At 49.8% G+C, this 16,932-nt stretch carries 16 protein-coding genes; 13 read left to right on the top strand and 3 right to left on the bottom strand.

Annotated features, from left to right (window positions below; translation table 11 throughout):
* Positions 1-61: 61 nt before the first annotated feature.
* Together dnaN and dnaA are read right to left on the bottom strand one after the other, a co-directional pair.
* Positions 62-1,168 carry a DNA polymerase III subunit beta gene (gene dnaN / locus ACTQ1N_RS05145; RefSeq protein WP_441955280.1) on the bottom strand — a complete coding sequence of 369 codons (1,107 nt, stop codon included), beginning with the start codon at positions 1,166-1,168 and terminating at the stop codon, positions 62-64.
* Between the two features lie 258 nt (positions 1,169-1,426).
* Positions 1,427-2,815, bottom strand: a complete 1,389-nt coding sequence (gene dnaA, locus ACTQ1N_RS05140; RefSeq protein WP_441955278.1) for a chromosomal replication initiator protein DnaA — start codon at positions 2,813-2,815, stop codon at positions 1,427-1,429.
* A gap of 414 nt (positions 2,816-3,229) precedes the next feature.
* Between dnaA and rpmH the strand changes: the two genes are divergently transcribed.
* The 8 genes from rpmH to rsmG all read left to right on the top strand — a co-directional run bounded on the left by rpmH (position 3,230) and on the right by rsmG (position 10,806).
* Positions 3,230-3,367: a 50S ribosomal protein L34 gene (gene rpmH, locus ACTQ1N_RS05135; RefSeq protein ID WP_154527098.1), complete on the top strand. Its 138-nt coding sequence runs from the start codon at positions 3,230-3,232 to the stop codon at positions 3,365-3,367.
* 121 nt (positions 3,368-3,488) lie between these two features.
* Complete coding sequence (gene rnpA / locus ACTQ1N_RS05130; RefSeq protein ID WP_441955276.1) at positions 3,489-3,953, top strand: ribonuclease P protein component; 465 nt, start codon at positions 3,489-3,491, stop codon at positions 3,951-3,953.
* Positions 3,950-4,159 carry a membrane protein insertion efficiency factor YidD gene (yidD, locus tag ACTQ1N_RS05125; RefSeq protein ID WP_154527102.1) on the top strand — a complete coding sequence of 70 codons (210 nt, stop codon included), beginning with the start codon at positions 3,950-3,952 and terminating at the stop codon, positions 4,157-4,159. The genes rnpA and yidD overlap by 4 nt, the downstream gene beginning before the upstream one ends.
* Positions 4,160-4,174: 15 nt before the next feature.
* The gene (locus tag ACTQ1N_RS05120; protein WP_441955273.1) at positions 4,175-5,440 is read left to right on the top strand and encodes a YidC/Oxa1 family membrane protein insertase; all 1,266 of its coding nucleotides are present in this window, start codon (positions 4,175-4,177) and stop codon (positions 5,438-5,440) included.
* 9 nt (positions 5,441-5,449) lie between these two features.
* Positions 5,450-6,532: an RNA-binding cell elongation regulator Jag/EloR gene (jag, locus tag ACTQ1N_RS05115; RefSeq protein ID WP_441955271.1), complete on the top strand. Its 1,083-nt coding sequence runs from the start codon at positions 5,450-5,452 to the stop codon at positions 6,530-6,532.
* Between the two features lie 192 nt (positions 6,533-6,724).
* Positions 6,725-8,167 carry a tRNA uridine-5-carboxymethylaminomethyl(34) synthesis GTPase MnmE gene (gene mnmE, locus ACTQ1N_RS05110; RefSeq protein ID WP_441955269.1) on the top strand — a complete coding sequence of 481 codons (1,443 nt, stop codon included), beginning with the start codon at positions 6,725-6,727 and terminating at the stop codon, positions 8,165-8,167.
* Between the two features lie 6 nt (positions 8,168-8,173).
* The gene (gene mnmG / locus ACTQ1N_RS05105; protein WP_441955267.1) at positions 8,174-10,072 is read left to right on the top strand and encodes a tRNA uridine-5-carboxymethylaminomethyl(34) synthesis enzyme MnmG; all 1,899 of its coding nucleotides are present in this window, start codon (positions 8,174-8,176) and stop codon (positions 10,070-10,072) included.
* A complete protein-coding gene (gene rsmG, locus ACTQ1N_RS05100; protein WP_441955265.1) occupies positions 10,069-10,806 on the top strand; it encodes a 16S rRNA (guanine(527)-N(7))-methyltransferase RsmG in 738 nt (245 codons plus the stop codon). Before mnmG ends, rsmG begins: the two co-directional genes overlap by 4 nt.
* A 14-nt stretch (positions 10,807-10,820) precedes the next feature.
* Here the strand turns inward: rsmG and ACTQ1N_RS05095 are convergent, their stop codons facing one another.
* Positions 10,821-11,780, bottom strand: coding sequence for an alpha/beta fold hydrolase (locus ACTQ1N_RS05095; protein ID WP_441955263.1), 960 nt, complete (start codon positions 11,778-11,780; stop codon positions 10,821-10,823).
* A gap of 362 nt (positions 11,781-12,142) precedes the next feature.
* Between ACTQ1N_RS05095 and ACTQ1N_RS05090 the strand changes: the two genes are divergently transcribed.
* The 5 genes from ACTQ1N_RS05090 to ACTQ1N_RS05070 all read left to right on the top strand — a co-directional run bounded on the left by ACTQ1N_RS05090 (position 12,143) and on the right by ACTQ1N_RS05070 (position 16,925).
* The gene (locus ACTQ1N_RS05090) at positions 12,143-12,910 is read left to right on the top strand and encodes a ParA family protein (protein WP_441955261.1); all 768 of its coding nucleotides are present in this window, start codon (positions 12,143-12,145) and stop codon (positions 12,908-12,910) included.
* Positions 12,907-13,953: a ParB/RepB/Spo0J family partition protein gene (locus tag ACTQ1N_RS05085; protein WP_441955259.1), complete on the top strand. Its 1,047-nt coding sequence runs from the start codon at positions 12,907-12,909 to the stop codon at positions 13,951-13,953. Before ACTQ1N_RS05090 ends, ACTQ1N_RS05085 begins: the two co-directional genes overlap by 4 nt.
* A gap of 25 nt (positions 13,954-13,978) precedes the next feature.
* Entirely contained in the window at positions 13,979-14,503 is a 525-nt protein-coding gene (locus tag ACTQ1N_RS05080) for a DUF4446 family protein (protein ID WP_441955257.1), read from the top strand.
* Positions 14,504-14,654: 151 nt separating this feature from the next.
* Complete coding sequence (gene serS, locus ACTQ1N_RS05075) at positions 14,655-15,938, top strand: serine--tRNA ligase (RefSeq protein ID WP_441955255.1); 1,284 nt, start codon at positions 14,655-14,657, stop codon at positions 15,936-15,938.
* An 81-nt stretch (positions 15,939-16,019) separates the two neighbouring features.
* Positions 16,020-16,925: a DUF3881 family protein gene (locus ACTQ1N_RS05070; RefSeq protein WP_441955253.1), complete on the top strand. Its 906-nt coding sequence runs from the start codon at positions 16,020-16,022 to the stop codon at positions 16,923-16,925.
* Positions 16,926-16,932: the final 7 nt, after the last annotated feature.

Here is a 16,932-nt window from a genome sequence, read left to right as displayed (position 1 = left end):
CTTTCAGAGCGCCGATTCTATTTCGCCGCCTGGCAGATTCTGACAGATCCGGCCGCCTGCCTTAAGCCACAAAGTTGACCGGAAGGATCAGGTAAACATACGACTGCTGTTCATCCCGGATAAAACAGGGTGACTTTGAGTTGAGAAAATAGATTGTAATCTCATCGTCCCGGATGACATTCAGAGCATCTGCGACAAACTTCGGATTGAAGCCAATCATCAGATCCTTTCCTTCCTTTGTGATCTGGATGTCGTCACTCATCGATCCTCTTGCCGGAGAGTTGATCTTCAGATTCATGTCCCGGTCTGTGATGGAGACAACCAGCGGACGCTTCTCTGATTCACTCGTAAACAGCATTGCACGGCCGACGGATGCCGACAGATCCGCCTTCCGGACCGTGATCTTTGTATCAAAGTCATTCGACAGCATCTGGTCAATCCGGAAATAAGTTCCTTCGATCAATCTCGATACGACAATGGTACCTTCCAGATCGAACAGGACCTCGTTCTTTGTAAAGTAAATATGGACCTTGTCCTCCTCCTCGCCGCTCATGATCTTCTGAAGATCGGACAGTGTCTTTCCCGGGATAATGACCTTGAAGGTCGGAACGACCTCATCCAGCTTCATCCGCCTGATCGCGATGCGGTGTCCGTCCAGGCAGACCATACGGATCTCATTCTCGTTGGTTTCAAGCAGAGCGCCGGTCATCAGCTTGTTTGCATCGTTGACCGCGATCGAAAAGATCGTCTGCTCGATCATCTCCCGTAGTGCGAACTGGCTCATGACAACCGGATTCTCCCGGTCAATGGACGGAAGCGAAGCAAACTCGGTCCCGTCTTTTCCGGCAATCCGAAGCTCGGTGTTCTCGCATGTAATCCGGATCTGAAGATTGCTGTCCGTCGTGATCGTCACCTCGCTGTTTGGAAGCTTGGAGACAATGTCTGAAAACAGCTTCGCGTCGATGCAGATCAGCCCTCTTTCATCGATCTCCCCGGAAACGACTGTCTCAATGCCCAGTTCCGTATCGGTTGCCGTAAACTTGATCTGATCGACCGTCGCATCAATCAGGATGCAGGTCAGAATGTCCATCGTTGTCTTGCCTGGGATCGCACTCATAACGGTCCGAATCGCTCTTTGAAGCTCTGTCTTTTGTGCTCTGATTATCATATCGGCATCTCCCTTATGATGATATCTGCTGACTGTATCTGCATCCTCTCTGTCCTGCATGGCCCTGTGTCTGATTCATGGACGCATCTGCGTCGGCAGGAAGGAAGCAGTAATAAGAAAAATCATCAGTACCCTTATTATAGCGCTGTGGATATGTGGAAAACTCCTGAAAATGCTTGATTTATGCGGATTTCCGGAGACAATTCTGTGTGAAAAACTGTCCCAGGTCATCCACAATGCGTCCGAATCATCCTGATTTTATCCACCCGGGTTGATCTTCCGCTTCAGGACATCGATCGTTCTCTGCATGTCAGGGTACTGCGACATCTCGTCCTCAACAGCCGTGATGCCGTGCATGACGGTCGAATGGTCCCTTGCCAGCACCTTTCCGATGGATTTGTACGGAAGATCCAGCATCTCCCTGCAGAGATACATCACAATCTGGCGAGGCTGCGCAATCTCTGCATTGCGCTTTTTTGAAAGAATATCGGCTCTCGTGATCCCGAAATGCTCCGAGACGATATCGATGATTGTATCGGCCGTGATCGGCTGCCCTTCCTCCGGGGATATGAGGTCCCGCAGGGCGTCCTTTGCCAGCTGGATATCGATCGGCCGCCCGTGGTCGAGCCGGCTGAAGGCAATCAGCTTGATCAGGGCTCCCTCCAGCTCACGGATGTTGGACTTGATGTTGGTTGCAATGTACTGCAGAACCTCATTGTCCACCTGATACCCTTCTGTCTCCGCTTTCTTCTGCAGAATGGCCATCCGGGTCTCGTAATCCGGTTTTTTGACATCTGCCTGAAGTCCCCAGGCAAGACGGTTCTTCAGCCGGTCATCAAGCGCGTCAAATTCCTTCGGAGGCCTGTCCGAGGAGATGATGATCTGCTTGCTCTGGTCAAACAGGTCGTTGAACGTATGGAAAAATTCGTTTTGCGTTGCGTCCTTTCCGATGATGAACTGGATATCATCGATCAGGAGAACATCAATGTTGCGGTACTTGTGGCGGAACGCATTGAGCATACTCACGTTGTTGGAATTCTTGAGTGCGGAGATCAGCTCATTGGTGAAGACTTCGGAAGAGACGTAGCGCACAATCTTGTCCGGCTGTGTCGTGATGATGTGATGCGCGATCGAATGCATCAGGTGTGTCTTTCCGAGGCCGGATCCTCCATATATAAAGAAGGGATTGTACACCTTTCCCGGCGCCTCGGCGATTGCGACAGCGGCTGCATAGGCAAAACGGTTGTTTTCACCTACGACAAAGGTATCGAAGGTGTAGCGCGGGTTGAGGCCTGCCTTCTCAAGCGCAAGCCTGGCCTTCGGCGGAATCTCCTCCTCAGTTTCCTTCTTTTTTGCCTGATTGGCTGTCCGCAGCCGGTTCTCACGCGCCTGCTCGGGTGTGATATATTCCAGCTCGTACTCCACTCCTGTCATCTCCGCAATCGCGACCTTCAGCTGGATGGTATACTTCTTCTGTATATACTCGATTGCCATCTGTCCGTTCGGGACAAGGATGCTGATCGTGTTTCCCTCAATCTGAAAGATGGTCAGCGGTTTCAGCCATGCCTTGAACGCGACGTCAGAGACTTCATATTCCTGATGGACATTCTCCAGAATGTCCGCCCATTTCTCTTCTACAACTTCCATAAGTCACAACCTGCACTTTTCATACGATGCGGAAAAATGTCAAAATTTGACACGAATATTTAAAGTTTACTTGAAAGCTGTGTTTTTTTCAACAGCAGGGCAGAGGGAGGTGTGGATAACTTCATTTCCGGGATGTGGATACAGAAATACGTGTTTTACGGGACTTTCAGACCGGAATATAGAAAAATGCACCTGCGAACACACAGTTGTCCACCGCGCTTTCTGGAGATATCCACATAAAAAGGTGGATAAGTTTTCTGCTTGACGGGGCATACGCTTCTGCATATAATTATAGCGATGTTTTCTCGATTAACTGTGTACGGACTGTTTCCCTATAGCAGAAAAGAATATGAGAGAATAGACCGGCAGCTGTTGAAGCGGCCGGGAATCGGGAGCAAAGGGGGTGTTTGAACCATGGCAAAGATGACATTTCAGCCGCATAAGAAGCAGTATCACAGAGTCCACGGGTTCCGCGCCAGAATGGCGACAAAGGGCGGAAGAAAGGTTCTGGCTGCAAGAAGAGCAAAGGGAAGAAAAGCTCTTACCGTCTGATGCGGATATTGAACTTAGCAGGGAATTATGATGAAAGAGTTTCGGAGATGCTTCGAAGCTCTTTCTTCATATTATGCAGTGTGCAGCCCCGTCTGAGGGGCGGGCGATTTGGCAGATATTTATGAAATACTCGAATACATCAGAAAGTCTGAAAGACAATCGGGATTTCCAGAAGGTGTACCAGTATGGAAAGTCTGCTGCGAACCGGACACTCGTTCTTTATATGTACCCGCGGGCTGAGAAGATGAGACAGCTGGAGCAGGGGGAAGGGGAGAAAGTACCCCGGATGCCCTATTCCTGGAAGACGGCGGGGTATACGAAAAACCGTGTCGGCATATCGGTGAGCAAAAAAGTGGGAAACAGCGTCGTGAGACATCATCTGTGCAGACTTGTGAGAGAAAGCTATCGTTTGAATGAAGATAAATTCGACAGGGGCCTCGATCTTGTCGTGATCGTCAGGCCGGGCGCGAGAGAACTTCCGTTCTCTGATATTGACCGCGCGCTGCTCCATGTATCCCGTAAGCTCGGGGTGCTTCAGAAGACAGAGGGAGCAGAAAAGAAGAATACAATCGGGGAGAGCAGATGAAACATATGATGATCAGGGCAATCCGCTGGTATCAGAAGTATCTGTCTCCACTCAAGACCACCCGCTGTCCGTATATTCCGACCTGCAGCAACTATGCCCTGCAGGCAATCGAAAAGTACGGTGCGCTGAAGGGCGGCATACTTGCAGGCTGGAGAATTCTGAGGTGCAATCCATTTTCGCACGGAGGATACGACCCGGTTCCGTAAGGAGAAAGGATAATCATGAGCTTACTTACTCAGAGCAACAAATTTCTGATCGGCCCTGTTGCCGTTGGGCTGGGGTGGATCATGGCTGGTCTGTTCTGGCTGATGTCCCTGATCGGGATCAGCAACATCGGTCTGGCCATCATCCTGTTCACCTTCGTGATTCTCATGGCAATGCTTCCGCTCACGTATCGACAGCAGAAGTTTTCCAGGATGACGCCTCTGATGCAGCCGGAGCTGAACGCCATCCAGAAGAAGTACAAGGGAAAGACAGATCAGGTCTCGATGCAGAAGATGAACGACGAGACAAAGATGGTTTACGCAAAGTACGGCGTCAATCCTGCCGGCTCCTGCGTCCAGATGGCGATCTCGATGCTCGTTCTGTTCCCGCTGTACAATGTCATCATGAACGTTCCGGCGTATGTGCCGGCTGTCAAGAGGGTCTTCGAGCCTCTTGCATCCGCTCTTCTGAAGGCGCCGGGCGCTGAAAAGTATCTGACAGGAATTGCCTCTTCGATCTCGGCAACGACCATCACAAAGAATTTTACCGAGAATACAATCATCGACACGCTCTACAAGTTTCATCCGTCGACCTGGGCGGATCTTGCAAAGCAGTTTCCGGATCTCTCCGGTACGATTGATACCTGCAAAAACACGATCAACCGCATGAACTTTTTCCTCGGCCTGAATATCGCGGATACGCCGATGAATATCATCCGTACACATGCATCTGTGTGGCTGGTGATCGGTGCGGTTCTGATTCCGATTCTGGCAGCTGCTTCACAGTGGATTTCGGCAAAGCTCTCCATGGAGATGTCTCAGGGAGCATCCGGAGGAACGGATCAGACGGCGGCGACGATGAAGACGATGAATACCGTGATGCCGCTGATGTCCGCGTTCTTTACGCTGACGCTTCCGGTTGGTATGGGCATCTACTGGATTGCGTCTGCCGTGATTCGTACCGTCCAGCAGATTTTCATCAATCGCAGGCTCGAGAAGGAAGACGTGAATGAACTTCTTCAGAAGAACCTTGAAAAGCAGAAGGCAAAGATGGAGAAGAAGGGCGGTGTGTCCGGACAGTCGATTATGAAGAATGCCACGATCAACACCAGACAGATTGAGGCTCCGGATAATCCGAAGCTGTCCAAAGCCCGCACGATGCAGAACAAGGCAAAGAATCTGTCGGAGGATCTCGGAAGCGAGAAGAAGAATGTCCGGCACGGATCGCTGGCAGAGCGGGCCAACATGGTGTCAGAGTATAACAGAGAGCATCAGAAGAAGTGAGGCAATATCATGAGCGAGTCTATCAGAGTCAGCGGAAAGACAGTCAATGACGCCATCCTGAATGCTGCCATTGAGCTGAATACAACAAGTGACAATATCGAATACACGGTGATTGAGCACGAATCGAGAGGTTTTCTCGGCATCGGGGCAAAGGATGCCGTGATCGAGGCATCGGTCCGCAGGGAGACTGAGAAGCCACAGAAGCCATACAGCCCTGCAGCGGAAACTCCAGCGTCTTCAGCGGAGGCTTCTGAGAAAAAAAAGAATGACCCGGCGGCAGGGCAGGCAGAACAAACACCTCGGGCTGACAGTGGTGATGACGCAGATCAGAAAGCAGGTGAGGAACCGCAGTCTGACAGTCAGGAACCGGATGAGAATGACGATTCAGCAGAGGTTCCGGATGCAGAATCCACGCCGGAGAATGAGGACAGTTTCGAGTCCAGACGTGAGAGAAGAAACAGCGACATCAAGGTGCTGGACGATCCAAGTGAAGCCATCGAGCGGGCAGGGACATTTCTGAAGAATGTGTTCTCATCGATGGGGATGACTGTGAATCTGAGCTCTTCCTATGACGGAGAGTGTCTGAACGTCTCGATGGAAGGAGACGAGATGGGACTTCTGATCGGGAAGAGAGGACAGACGCTGGATTCTCTGCAGTACCTGACTTCTCTGGTTGTCAACAAGGGAAAGTCGTACTATGTGCGGGTCAAGCTGGATACCGAGAACTACAGAGAAAGAAGAAAGGCGACCCTTGAGAATCTGGCGAAGAACATCGCCATGAAGGTCAAGAAAACCAGACAGCCTGTCTACCTGGAGCCGATGAACCCGTATGAGAGACGGATCATCCATTCAGCTCTGCAGGGAGATCCGTTTGTTACCACACACAGTGAGGGTGAGGAGCCGGACAGAAAGGTTGTTGTCACGCTGAAAAAGGATGCGGACCTCGATCTTCTGGACCGGAAGTATGGAGACAGAGGACACAGAGGCGGATACCGGAACGGACATGGCTATGGCCGCGGATCAAAAGGCGGCTACAGCCGGGGCGGACGTTCCTCCAGGTACAGCGACCGTGAGGATATGAAGGAAGAGTAAAGGGATCCCGAAGACATTCAGGCGAATTCAACAGAATAACCGAATCGAACGTCCACCGCATGGTTTGAAAGCAAGCTGTGCGGTGGCTTTTTTGTCGGTTTCAGTTCAGACAGGAGACGCCGGATGCCTTCTTGTGTTCTGTCCGCCGGTCGTGTAATATGAATAATCGATCAGAAGAAAGTGGAGATGGAGATGTGGAAGATAGAGAACACAGACACGATTGCAGCCATATCTACAGCTGTGTCGGAGTCTGGAATCGGGGTGATCCGGATCAGCGGACCAGATGCAGTTGAGATAGCAGACCGGGTTTACCGTTCACCGGGCGGAAAAAAAAGACTTGCGAAAGTGGAAACTCATACCATTCACTATGGTTATATTGTAGAGCCTGATGCAGCCGTAAATGCTCTGCAGAGCAAACCCGCCGATGTGATTGATGAGGTGCTGGTGTCTGTCATGCGTGCACCGAGAACTTATACGGCGGAGGACGTGGTGGAGATCAGCTGCCATGGAGGCGTTCTGGCTGTGACCCGTGTTCTGGATGCAGTTCTGAAGGCCGGAGCGAGAGCCGCGCAGCCGGGAGAGTTTACGAAGCGTGCATATCTGAACGGAAGAATCGACCTGACGGAGGCGGAAGCCGTTATGGACGTCATTGAGTCGAAGAACCGGTTTGCGCTTCAGAATGCGGTCAGCCAGGTCCAGGGTACGCTGTACCGGCGGATCGAGAAAGTCCGGAAGGAGATGCTCTATCAGTCCGCCCACATCGAGGCCTGCCTGGACGATCCGGAAGCACTGTCATTTGAATCGTATCTGCCGGAATTTTCCAGTGCTGTGCAGCGATGGACGAAAGAACTATCTGCACTGCTTGCTACAGCGGATTCCGGGAGACTGATGCAGGAAGGCATCCGGACAGCCATCGTCGGAAAACCCAATGCCGGCAAATCCTCGCTGATGAACCTGCTTCTGGGTGAAGATCGTGCCATTGTCACCCCTGTAGCCGGAACGACAAGAGATGTTCTGACAGAGACGATCACCGTCGGCGGTATGACGCTCATTGTGACGGACACTGCCGGAATCCGGGAGACAGATGATCTGGTTGAAAAGATCGGGGTGCAGCGCGCAAAGGGTGCAATCGGGCGGGCTGACCTGGTTCTCTATCTGATTGATTCATCTACATGCATCGATACTGAGGATCGGGAAATTCTGAATCTGATTCAAGGGAAAAAGATCATCATCCTCCAGAATAAGACGGACCTGCATACGATGACCGATGAACGGCAGATCCGCAGGATGGCCTCAGAGGCAGGGCTGGGGGACGGCATTCCGGTCCTTCCATTTTCTGCAACAGAGAAGACAGGTCTTGACGAACTGGTATCCGCGCTTCGGACTATGTTTTTTGACGGAAAACTTTCATTCAATGACGAGATCGTCATTACGAATGCACGTCACAAGGAGCTGCTGAAGCGTGCACTGGAGAGTCTGAAGCAGCTTTCAGAAAGCATCGATAGCCAGATGCCGGAGGATTTCTATACGATAGACCTGATGAGTGCCTACGAAGCACTCGGTGAGATCACAGGACAGGAGGCCGGTGAGGACCTGGTGAATGAGATTTTCAGCAGATTCTGTATGGGAAAGTGAGGAGACATGGCAAGGGTTGAAGAATGGACAGATGTGATTGTCGTCGGTGCCGGACATGCAGGCTGTGAAGCTGCGCTTTCCTGCGCAAGACTCGGACTTTCCACAGTGATCTTTACGGTGTCGGCGGATTCGATTGCCATGATGCCCTGCAATCCACATATCGGAGGAAGCTCCAAGGGACACCTGGTAAGGGAAATAGATGCCCTTGGCGGCGAGATGGGAAAGTGCATCGATCATACATTTCTGCAGTCAAAGATGCTGAACAAGTCGAAGGGTCCTGCCGTCCACTCACTCAGGGCACAGGCTGACAAGGATGCCTACAGCATGCGGATGAGGCAGACACTCCAGAATCAGGAAAATCTGACAATCCGGCAGATGGAGGTGGATGAGATTCTGACAGATGCGTCAGGAAGACTGACGGGTGTGAAGACCGATTCCGGTGCGATCTGGCACTGCAGGGCTGCGATTCTCTGTACAGGAACGTATCTGAACGCACGATGCATCTGCGGAGATATGGTGACATACACCGGGCCGAACGGACTTCAGTCTGCGACGCACCTGACAGACTCCCTCAGACGGCACGGCGTTGGGATGAAGCGGTTTAAGACAGGAACTCCCTGCAGAATGGATGGAAAGACCATCGACTATTCGAAGATGGTGCCGCAGACAGGGGATGTACCGGTTGTTCCTTTCTCGTTTGAGACGGATCCGAAGGATGTACAGATTGATCAGGCAATTGTCTGGCTGACGCACACGACAGAGAAAACACATGATATCATCCGCCGGAACCTGGACAGGTCCCCGCTCTATTCCGGAAAAATCAGTGGAGTGGGACCTCGCTATTGTCCTTCGATCGAGGACAAGGTGGTCCGGTTTGCGGAGAGAAAGAGCCATCAGGTGTTTGTCGAGCCGCAGGGACGAAATACGAATGAAATGTACATCGACGGCATGTCCTCCAGCATGCCAGAGGATGTACAAATCGAAATGTATCGATCTGTACCGGGACTGGAACATGCCAATATCGTCAGAAATGCATATGCAATCGAATATGACTGCATAGATGCCCAGCAGCTGAATCGTACACTTGAATTTCGGGAGATTCCGGGACTTTACGCCGCCGGGCAGATGAATGGAAGCTCCGGGTATGAGGAGGCTGCGGCGCAGGGGCTCTATGCCGGCATCAATGCTGCACTGGAGATCATGGGGAAAGCCCCCCTTCTGATTGAGCGATCGGAGGGATATATCGGTGTTCTGGTAGATGATCTTATCACGAAGGAAAGCACCGAGCCATATCGGATGATGACCTCCAGAGCAGAATACAGGCTTCTTCTGCGGCAGGATAATGCAGATTTAAGACTGACTGAAAAGGGTTATCGGGCAGGACTGATTTCCGAGGAGAGATATCAGCGTTTTTTAAAGAAGAAAAGACAGATTGAAGAGGAGACGGATCGTGTCCGCCATGTCACAATCGGAGCCAGCGAGAAGGTGCAGGACTGTCTGAAGCGATGCGGAAGTGATCCGCTTTCGACGTCCGCATCCCTTGCGGAACTGATTCGGAGGCCGGAGCTTGATTACTTCTGTCTGTCGGAAATTGATCCGGATCGCCCGGATCTTCCGGTTCAGGTTCAGGAGGAGGTCAATATCGAAATCAAGTATGAAGGGTATATCAGAAGACAGGAGAAACAGGTTGCGCAATTTGAAAAAGCGGAAAAGACACTGATTCCTGATGAGATTGATTACGCTCAGGTGCCAAGTCTGCGGATCGAGGCGAGGCAGAAACTGATGAAGGTCAGGCCATCCTCGATCGGACAGGCGTCCAGAATCATGGGTGTAAACCCGGCAGACCTTTCAGTTCTTCTGATTTATCTGAAAAAAATGCGCGGAGAGAGGAATAGCGGAGAATGACAGAAAGAACAATCAACGAATGTCTTTCTATACTGAAGATGCGCTGCATGGATCTTGGAATTGCTCTGACAAAGGAGCAGATCAGACAGTTCGAAATCTACTACAGCTGCATGGTCGAAAAGAACAAGGTCATGAATCTGACGGCTATTACGCAGCCACTGGAGGTCGTGGAAAAACACTATCTGGATAGTTTGCTGGTGGTGCGCCATGTCGATCTAAGCCGTGAGATGAGCATTCTGGATATGGGAACAGGCGCAGGGTTTCCCGGGATTCCCCTGAAAATCGCATTCCCATGGCTTCATGTGACACTTGCAGACTCTCTTAATAAAAGAATCCTTTTTCTGGATGATGTGATTGGTGCATGCGGGTTAACCGGGATTGATACTGTTCACGGCAGGGCAGAGGATCTTGGAAGAGACCGGAATTACCGTGAACAGTACGATCTGGTTGTATCAAGGGCTGTGGCAAACTTATCAACGCTCAGTGAATATTGCCTGCCGCTTGTGAAAGAGGGAGGACTTTTTATCTCCTATAAATCAGCGGATATTGAAGAAGAATGGGAAGCTGCACAGAAAGCCATTCGTCTGTTAGGCGGCACAAAAAGCAGGGTAGAAAAGGATACCATCCCTGGAACGGCACTCGAAAGAAGCTTTGTGATCATTCAAAAGAATCAGAAAACCCCGGCAAAGTTCCCGCGAAAAGCGGGAATGCCGGGGAAAGAACCAATCTGCTGATATCGATCATATGCTCAGACAACACCAGCCTTTTCAGCAGCATGGAGGAATGCCTTTGGACATTCCATCATAGGAAGATACTTCGTCTTTGTGATCGGGCATACTTGGATGCTGCTGTTAAGGGTTGTATATTCCCTGACAATATCGGAAGAATGCTCAATACCTTCTCCATAGAGAATCGTAAATCCAGCCTGTGTTTTTTTCAGAGCCTTCTGAATATTGACTGTCAGATAGATTCCCTTGATAGAGGCCAGCAGATACTTTCCTGCACATTCATGGTAATGAGCGCCTTCATAAAACGCATCTATAAACCGATTGTTGCCGCGGAAGGGATTGTAGAGATAGTCCTCCGTAAAGCGGTAATCCAGATTCCTGCGGGACATCTCAATATTGTACAGACTCGTCCCAAGAACAGGAAGTGAAAGAAGAAGTTTTCCGACTCTTGACCGCCTGGATTCCGTTCTTCCAAGATTCCCCAGACTCTGAGGATTAATGGCTGTGATATGGTGAATCAGGGAAGCATCCAGAACGGAAACCATCAATGCAATCGATGAGGAATATCCGTCTGCGATCACATCTGTTTTTCTTTTCACCACCTTTTTGATAAAACTGCTTAGAAACAATACATAAAAATAGTTGGTATACGTGGTATTGGGTTTCGCAGAACGTCCGCATCCTGGGAGGTCAACAATATAAAGAGTGTGGTTCCTGCTCAGAGACTCAATCACATCAAACCATACATATCCGCTCTCTGCAGGGTTCACATCATGAAGTAGCACGATCGGAGTACCTTCTCCGATTTTCTGGTAGAAAATATCTCCGTACTTCCACTTAAAGTACTTTCCGATACCCGGTTTCAGCATATTCTTTGATGTGGAGAATGAAGTAATGAATCGGTTTGCTGTATGCATGATGCAGAGTGCCAGAAAGTCAAGCTTCAATAGAGTCTTGATATGTTCCTTCAAACTAACCATAAATTCACCTCATAGCCTGGAAGGCTGACTGTCAGCCTGATATCTGCAAAATTCACTCAAAACGATTATAAAATATGAGCGTCAAAAGTACCATTGACACTCATGAAGTCCTGCCACCACTCGCATGCAGGCATGCGTGCGTGGTGACGGACTCATTGAAACTGTAATCATTATAGTATGTTTTCAGTTGATCCGCTACCGCAATTGAGACCATATTGGAAAAATATGATGTTTCACGTGAAACATATCGAACGTGAAACATGTGGAACAAAGCATTGAATATGGATGGTATGTTTCACGTGAAACATTATAGCCATGAAAATTGATGTGTGCTAAAATAAAACCCGAATGCGAGGTGGAATATGGGGAGAATAATCGTCATCGCAAATCAAAAAGGCGGAGTCGGGAAAACGACAACTGCTATCAATCTGTCAGCATATATTGCGATAAAAAAGAAGAGAGTCCTTCTGATTGATATGGATCCACAGGGAAATGCTTCCGGTGGATTTGATATTGATCCGTCATCTGTCAGGAAGACGGTATATGATGTCATGCTTGGAGACGCATCAATTGAGGACGCGATCATCAGCAATGTCAGGCCAAAGCTTTCAATTGTTCCTTCTGATGTGAATCTGGCGGCAGCCGAAATTCAATTATCGGATGTTGCGGATAAGAACCATATATTAAAGAAAGAACTTGGAAAAATCCGGGACAAATATGATTACATAATCATGGATTGCCCTCCTTCTTTGAATATCCTGACGATCAATGCGATGTGCGCGGCTGATTCAGTCATTGTGCCGCTTCAGTGTGAATATTATGCGCTGGAGGGACTGGCCCAGCTGATGCAGACGGTTTCGCTGATACAGGAACGTGAGAATGATCGGCTGAAGATCGAGGGAATCGTCTTTACCATGTATGATGGCAGAACAAATCTTGCAACACAGGTTGTCGAAAACGTGACGCAGAATACAGATAAAAAGATCTATAAGTGTATTATTCCAAGAAATGTCCGGCTGGCGGAGGCTCCAAGCTATGGAATGCCGATCACAGAGTATGATCCAAAGTCTTCCGGAGCAAAGGCATATGAAAAACTTGCATCGAAAGTGATTCATTACAGGAGGACTTGATGGCTAGAAGAAGTGGATTGGGCCAGAGAGGCCTGGATATTCTGATTCCGGAAAAGAATGCCGGCGGAAAGAAAAAAGACGCTGCTGAAAAAAATGAAAAAAATAAGAGACTGAAGAAATCCGGAGCAGAGCCGGTAAACGAAAAAGACGGGGCGGCAAAGGATACGGAAGAATCAGAAACTGCTGAGACTGCGGAGAACGCCGGAAAAGATGTCATTGCGGTGGAGGAATCGGAGTCAAACAGAAGTGGACAGCTTGAGGTTGACATCAATCTGGTAGAGCCAAACAGAGATCAGCCACGAAAAAAGTTCGATGAGGATGCTCTTCAGGAACTCTCAGATTCCATCAAGGTGCATGGCGTGATACAGCCTCTCATTGTCCAGATGAGAGATGGATATTATGAAATCATTGCCGGTGAGAGAAGATGGCGGGCAGCAAGACTTGCTGGACTGAAAACAGTTCCAGTTCTGGTTCGTGATTACTCGGACAGGGATATCATGGAGCTCTCTCTGATCGAGAACATTCAGAGGCAGGATCTGAATCCGATCGAGGAGGCATCCGCTTACAAGAGGCTGATTGATGAATATCAGCTGACACAGGATGAAGTCGCTGAGCGTGTTTCCAGAAGCAGAGCCTCTGTGACAAACTCCCTGCGCCTTTTGAAGCTGGATGAACGTGTTCAAAATATGCTGATCAGTGAGATGCTGTCAACAGGCCATGTGCGGGCCCTGCTCGCCATTGAAGACAGAGACCTTCAATATCAGATTGCACAGAAGGCGTTCGATGAAAAATGGAGTGTCCGGGAGGTAGAGAATTATGTCCGGAAACTTCAGAAAAAAACGGTCCCGGAGAAAAAGCCGGTGATCAGTCAGCAGCTTCAGATTATCTACCAGGATATGGAGGAAAAGATGCGGACTTCTCTTGGGACGAAGGTCAGTATTCAATCGAAAAACCCGGAGAAGGGCAGAATTGAGATAGAGTATTTTTCAAGTGATGAGCTGGAGCGTGTATATCACGCCATATTGAACAGTGATGAAAGCTGAGTGAAGGGATGGGGGTAAAATAGGAATGCAGAGCAGTTTTCTGAACAGCCTGGGCTTTGATCCCGGAATTCTGATGATTGTGGTCCTTCTGATCATGGCGCTTGTATTGTTCTATCTGGCACATGTGTCGATGAAGATGAGCCGCTTCCTGAAACGGTATAAGCTCTTTATGAGAGGAAAGGATGGCGCTTCTCTGGAAAAGGCGATGGAGAGTGAATTCATCGAGGTAGAGCGGATCGGTGAACAGTGCAAAAATCAGGCGGCCGAGATTCAGCATATCAAAGACATCATGAGAAGGACGCCGATGAAGACCGGAATCGTGAAATATGATGCATTTCCGGATGTCGGCGGAAGAATGAGCTTCGCACTGGCCCTTCTGGATCAGGATAACACAGGTTTTGTTCTGAACGCCATTCACAGCAAGGAAGGGTGTTACACCTACATCAAGGAAATCGTCAAAGGCGAGTCGTATATCGTTCTTGGCGAAGAGGAGAAGGAAGCACTCAGGCAGGCTGTCACAACTTATTCAAACAACATAAGCCATGCTTAAGTCCGAGATGAGACTGGACGAATCACCCGAATTGGGATACAGTCTTAGGGCAGAGCAGAAGGAACAGTCAGCATATCGGCATACAGATCGGTCCTGGCTGACAACACGTGTGACCGGGACATTTGAAAGAGACATCGGGAGGAAATGAAAGATGCTGGATATTAAATTTGTCAGAGAAAATCCGGATATTGTTAAAGAGAACATTCGGAAGAAGTTTGAAGATCAGAAGCTTCCGCTTGTAGATGAAGTGATTGAGCTTGACAGACAGAACCGTGAGATCAAACAGGAGCTGCAGGCACTTCAGGCCGACCGCAACCGCATTTCCAAGGAGATTGGAAAGCTGATGCACGAGGGCAAAAAAGATGAGGCCATGGCTGCAAAGGAAGAGGTAACAAAAAACCAGGCGAGAGTTGCAGAACTGTCTGAGAAGGAGAAGACAGTCGAGGAGGAGCTGAAGAAGCGGATGATGGTCATCCCGAACATCATTGATCCGTCCGTCCCGATCGGCAAGGATGATTCGGAGAATGTCGAACTTCAGCGGTTCGGGGATCCGGTTGTCCCGGATTATCCGATTCCCTATCATACAGAGATCATGGAAAAGCTTCATGGAATTGACATGGATGCGGCAGGCCGCGTTGCCGGCAATGGCTTCTACTATCTGCTCGGCGATATCGCAAGGCTTCATTCTGCCTGCCTTTCCTACGCAAGAGATTTTATGATCGACAGAGGATTCACCTATGTCATTCCGCCGTATATGATCAGAAGAGCTGTTGTGGACGGTGTGATGTCCTTCGATGAGATGGACGCGATGATGTACAAGATTGAGGGAGAAGATCTGTATCTGATCGGAACCTCAGAGCACTCAATGATCGGCCGGTTTATTGGTGAGACGATCGATGCGGACAAACTCCCGCTGACACTGACCAGCTATTCCCCTTGCTTCCGCAAGGAGAAGGGTGCACACGGCATCGAGGAGAGAGGTGTCTACAGAATTCATCAGTTTGAGAAGCAGGAAATGATCGTCATCTGCGAACCTGAGGATGCGAACAAGTGGTATGACAAGCTGTGGCAGAACACGGTGGACTATTTCAGAAGCCTTGAGATCCCGGTCCGCACGCTGGAGTGCTGTTCCGGTGACCTGGCTGATCTGAAGGTGAAGTCCCTCGATGTCGAGGCGTGGTCTCCAAGACAGAAGAAGTATTTTGAGGTCGGATCCTGCTCGAATCTGGGAGATGCGCAGGCACGCCGCCTGAACATTAAGATCAAGGGAGCGGACGGGAAAAAGCATCTGGCGAACACGCTGAATAACACCTGTGTGGCACCGCCAAGAATGCTGATCGCGTTCCTTGAGAATCACCTGCAGGCAGACGGAAGTGTTACGATTCCGGAGGCGCTGCAGCCATACATGGGCGGAAAGAAGGTTCTCGTTCCATAAGAGTGCCTGACAGATACGGATATATACGGAGCCGGCTGGCGGAAAATCCGTAAGTACGGAGGAGTGTGGTGAAGGAATCCTATGCATGCTTACCTGAGATCGATCGGTCTGACAGATGATCGCATAACGGAAAAGGATATCGAGAAGCTCTGCGACAGGGTCTATGAGAAATATGATCATATGGAATCGGTCAGGGATGAGGATACAAAGGCAACCTTTCTCGAGTTTTCCAAGGAGCTTGGGAAGGGATTCGGGCTGAAGGTGCTGGGCATGCAGGACAGCTTTGGCTTTCACCGCACTTCCTACTATCCATATGTTGTGGGTTCCGATGAGGGCAGTGACGGTAGTGTTGGAATTCAGAAGAAACTGATGGGGGATGCCTTTATAGGCGTCTGCAATGACGGACATGTCGGAGCGCCGCTGATCTTTACGCTTCAGAATCCGGGGTGCTATCTAAGAGGTCTGAAGGATGACCCGCAGCATGAAAGCCGTGTGACAACCACATTTTCAGCGCTTGCAAAGTGGGGACGCATTCTTCTGCCGACAAGAAACCTGGGACACCGGTTTATAGAGACTCCTTCCGATTGGGAGGAGGAGCGGGTTGAGACAATCCAGCGGGCGAAGATGGGCGACGATGAGGCCATGAAGGAGCTGACAGTACAGAATCTGGAACTGTATGGAAGAGCTCAGGACCGAATCAAGGATGGCGAGGACATTCTGTCGGTTGTGGATACGTATTTCATCCCTTATGGGATGGAGTCCGATCAGTATCATATTCTGGCGAACATAGACCGCGTGAGAGAAGAACACAGCAGTGTCACGGGAGAGGTTGTCTGGAAGATGCTTTTGAACTGCGGCGGTCTTCTGTTTGACACATGCATCACAGGTCAGGACCTGGAAGGGTTTCCCCTTCCGGGCATGCGGCTGAAGGCGGATATCTGGATGCAGGGACGAATCAACTTCCTGCTGCCGTCGGCGGTATCCTGATTTGTAA

This window comes from Porcincola sp. LCP21S3_C12, from assembly GCF_052118625.1.
GTDB lineage: Bacteria > Bacillota > Clostridia > Lachnospirales > Lachnospiraceae > Porcincola.
Note: the sequence above shows the minus strand (reverse complement) of the source record. Positions and strands in the feature narration are given on the sequence as shown.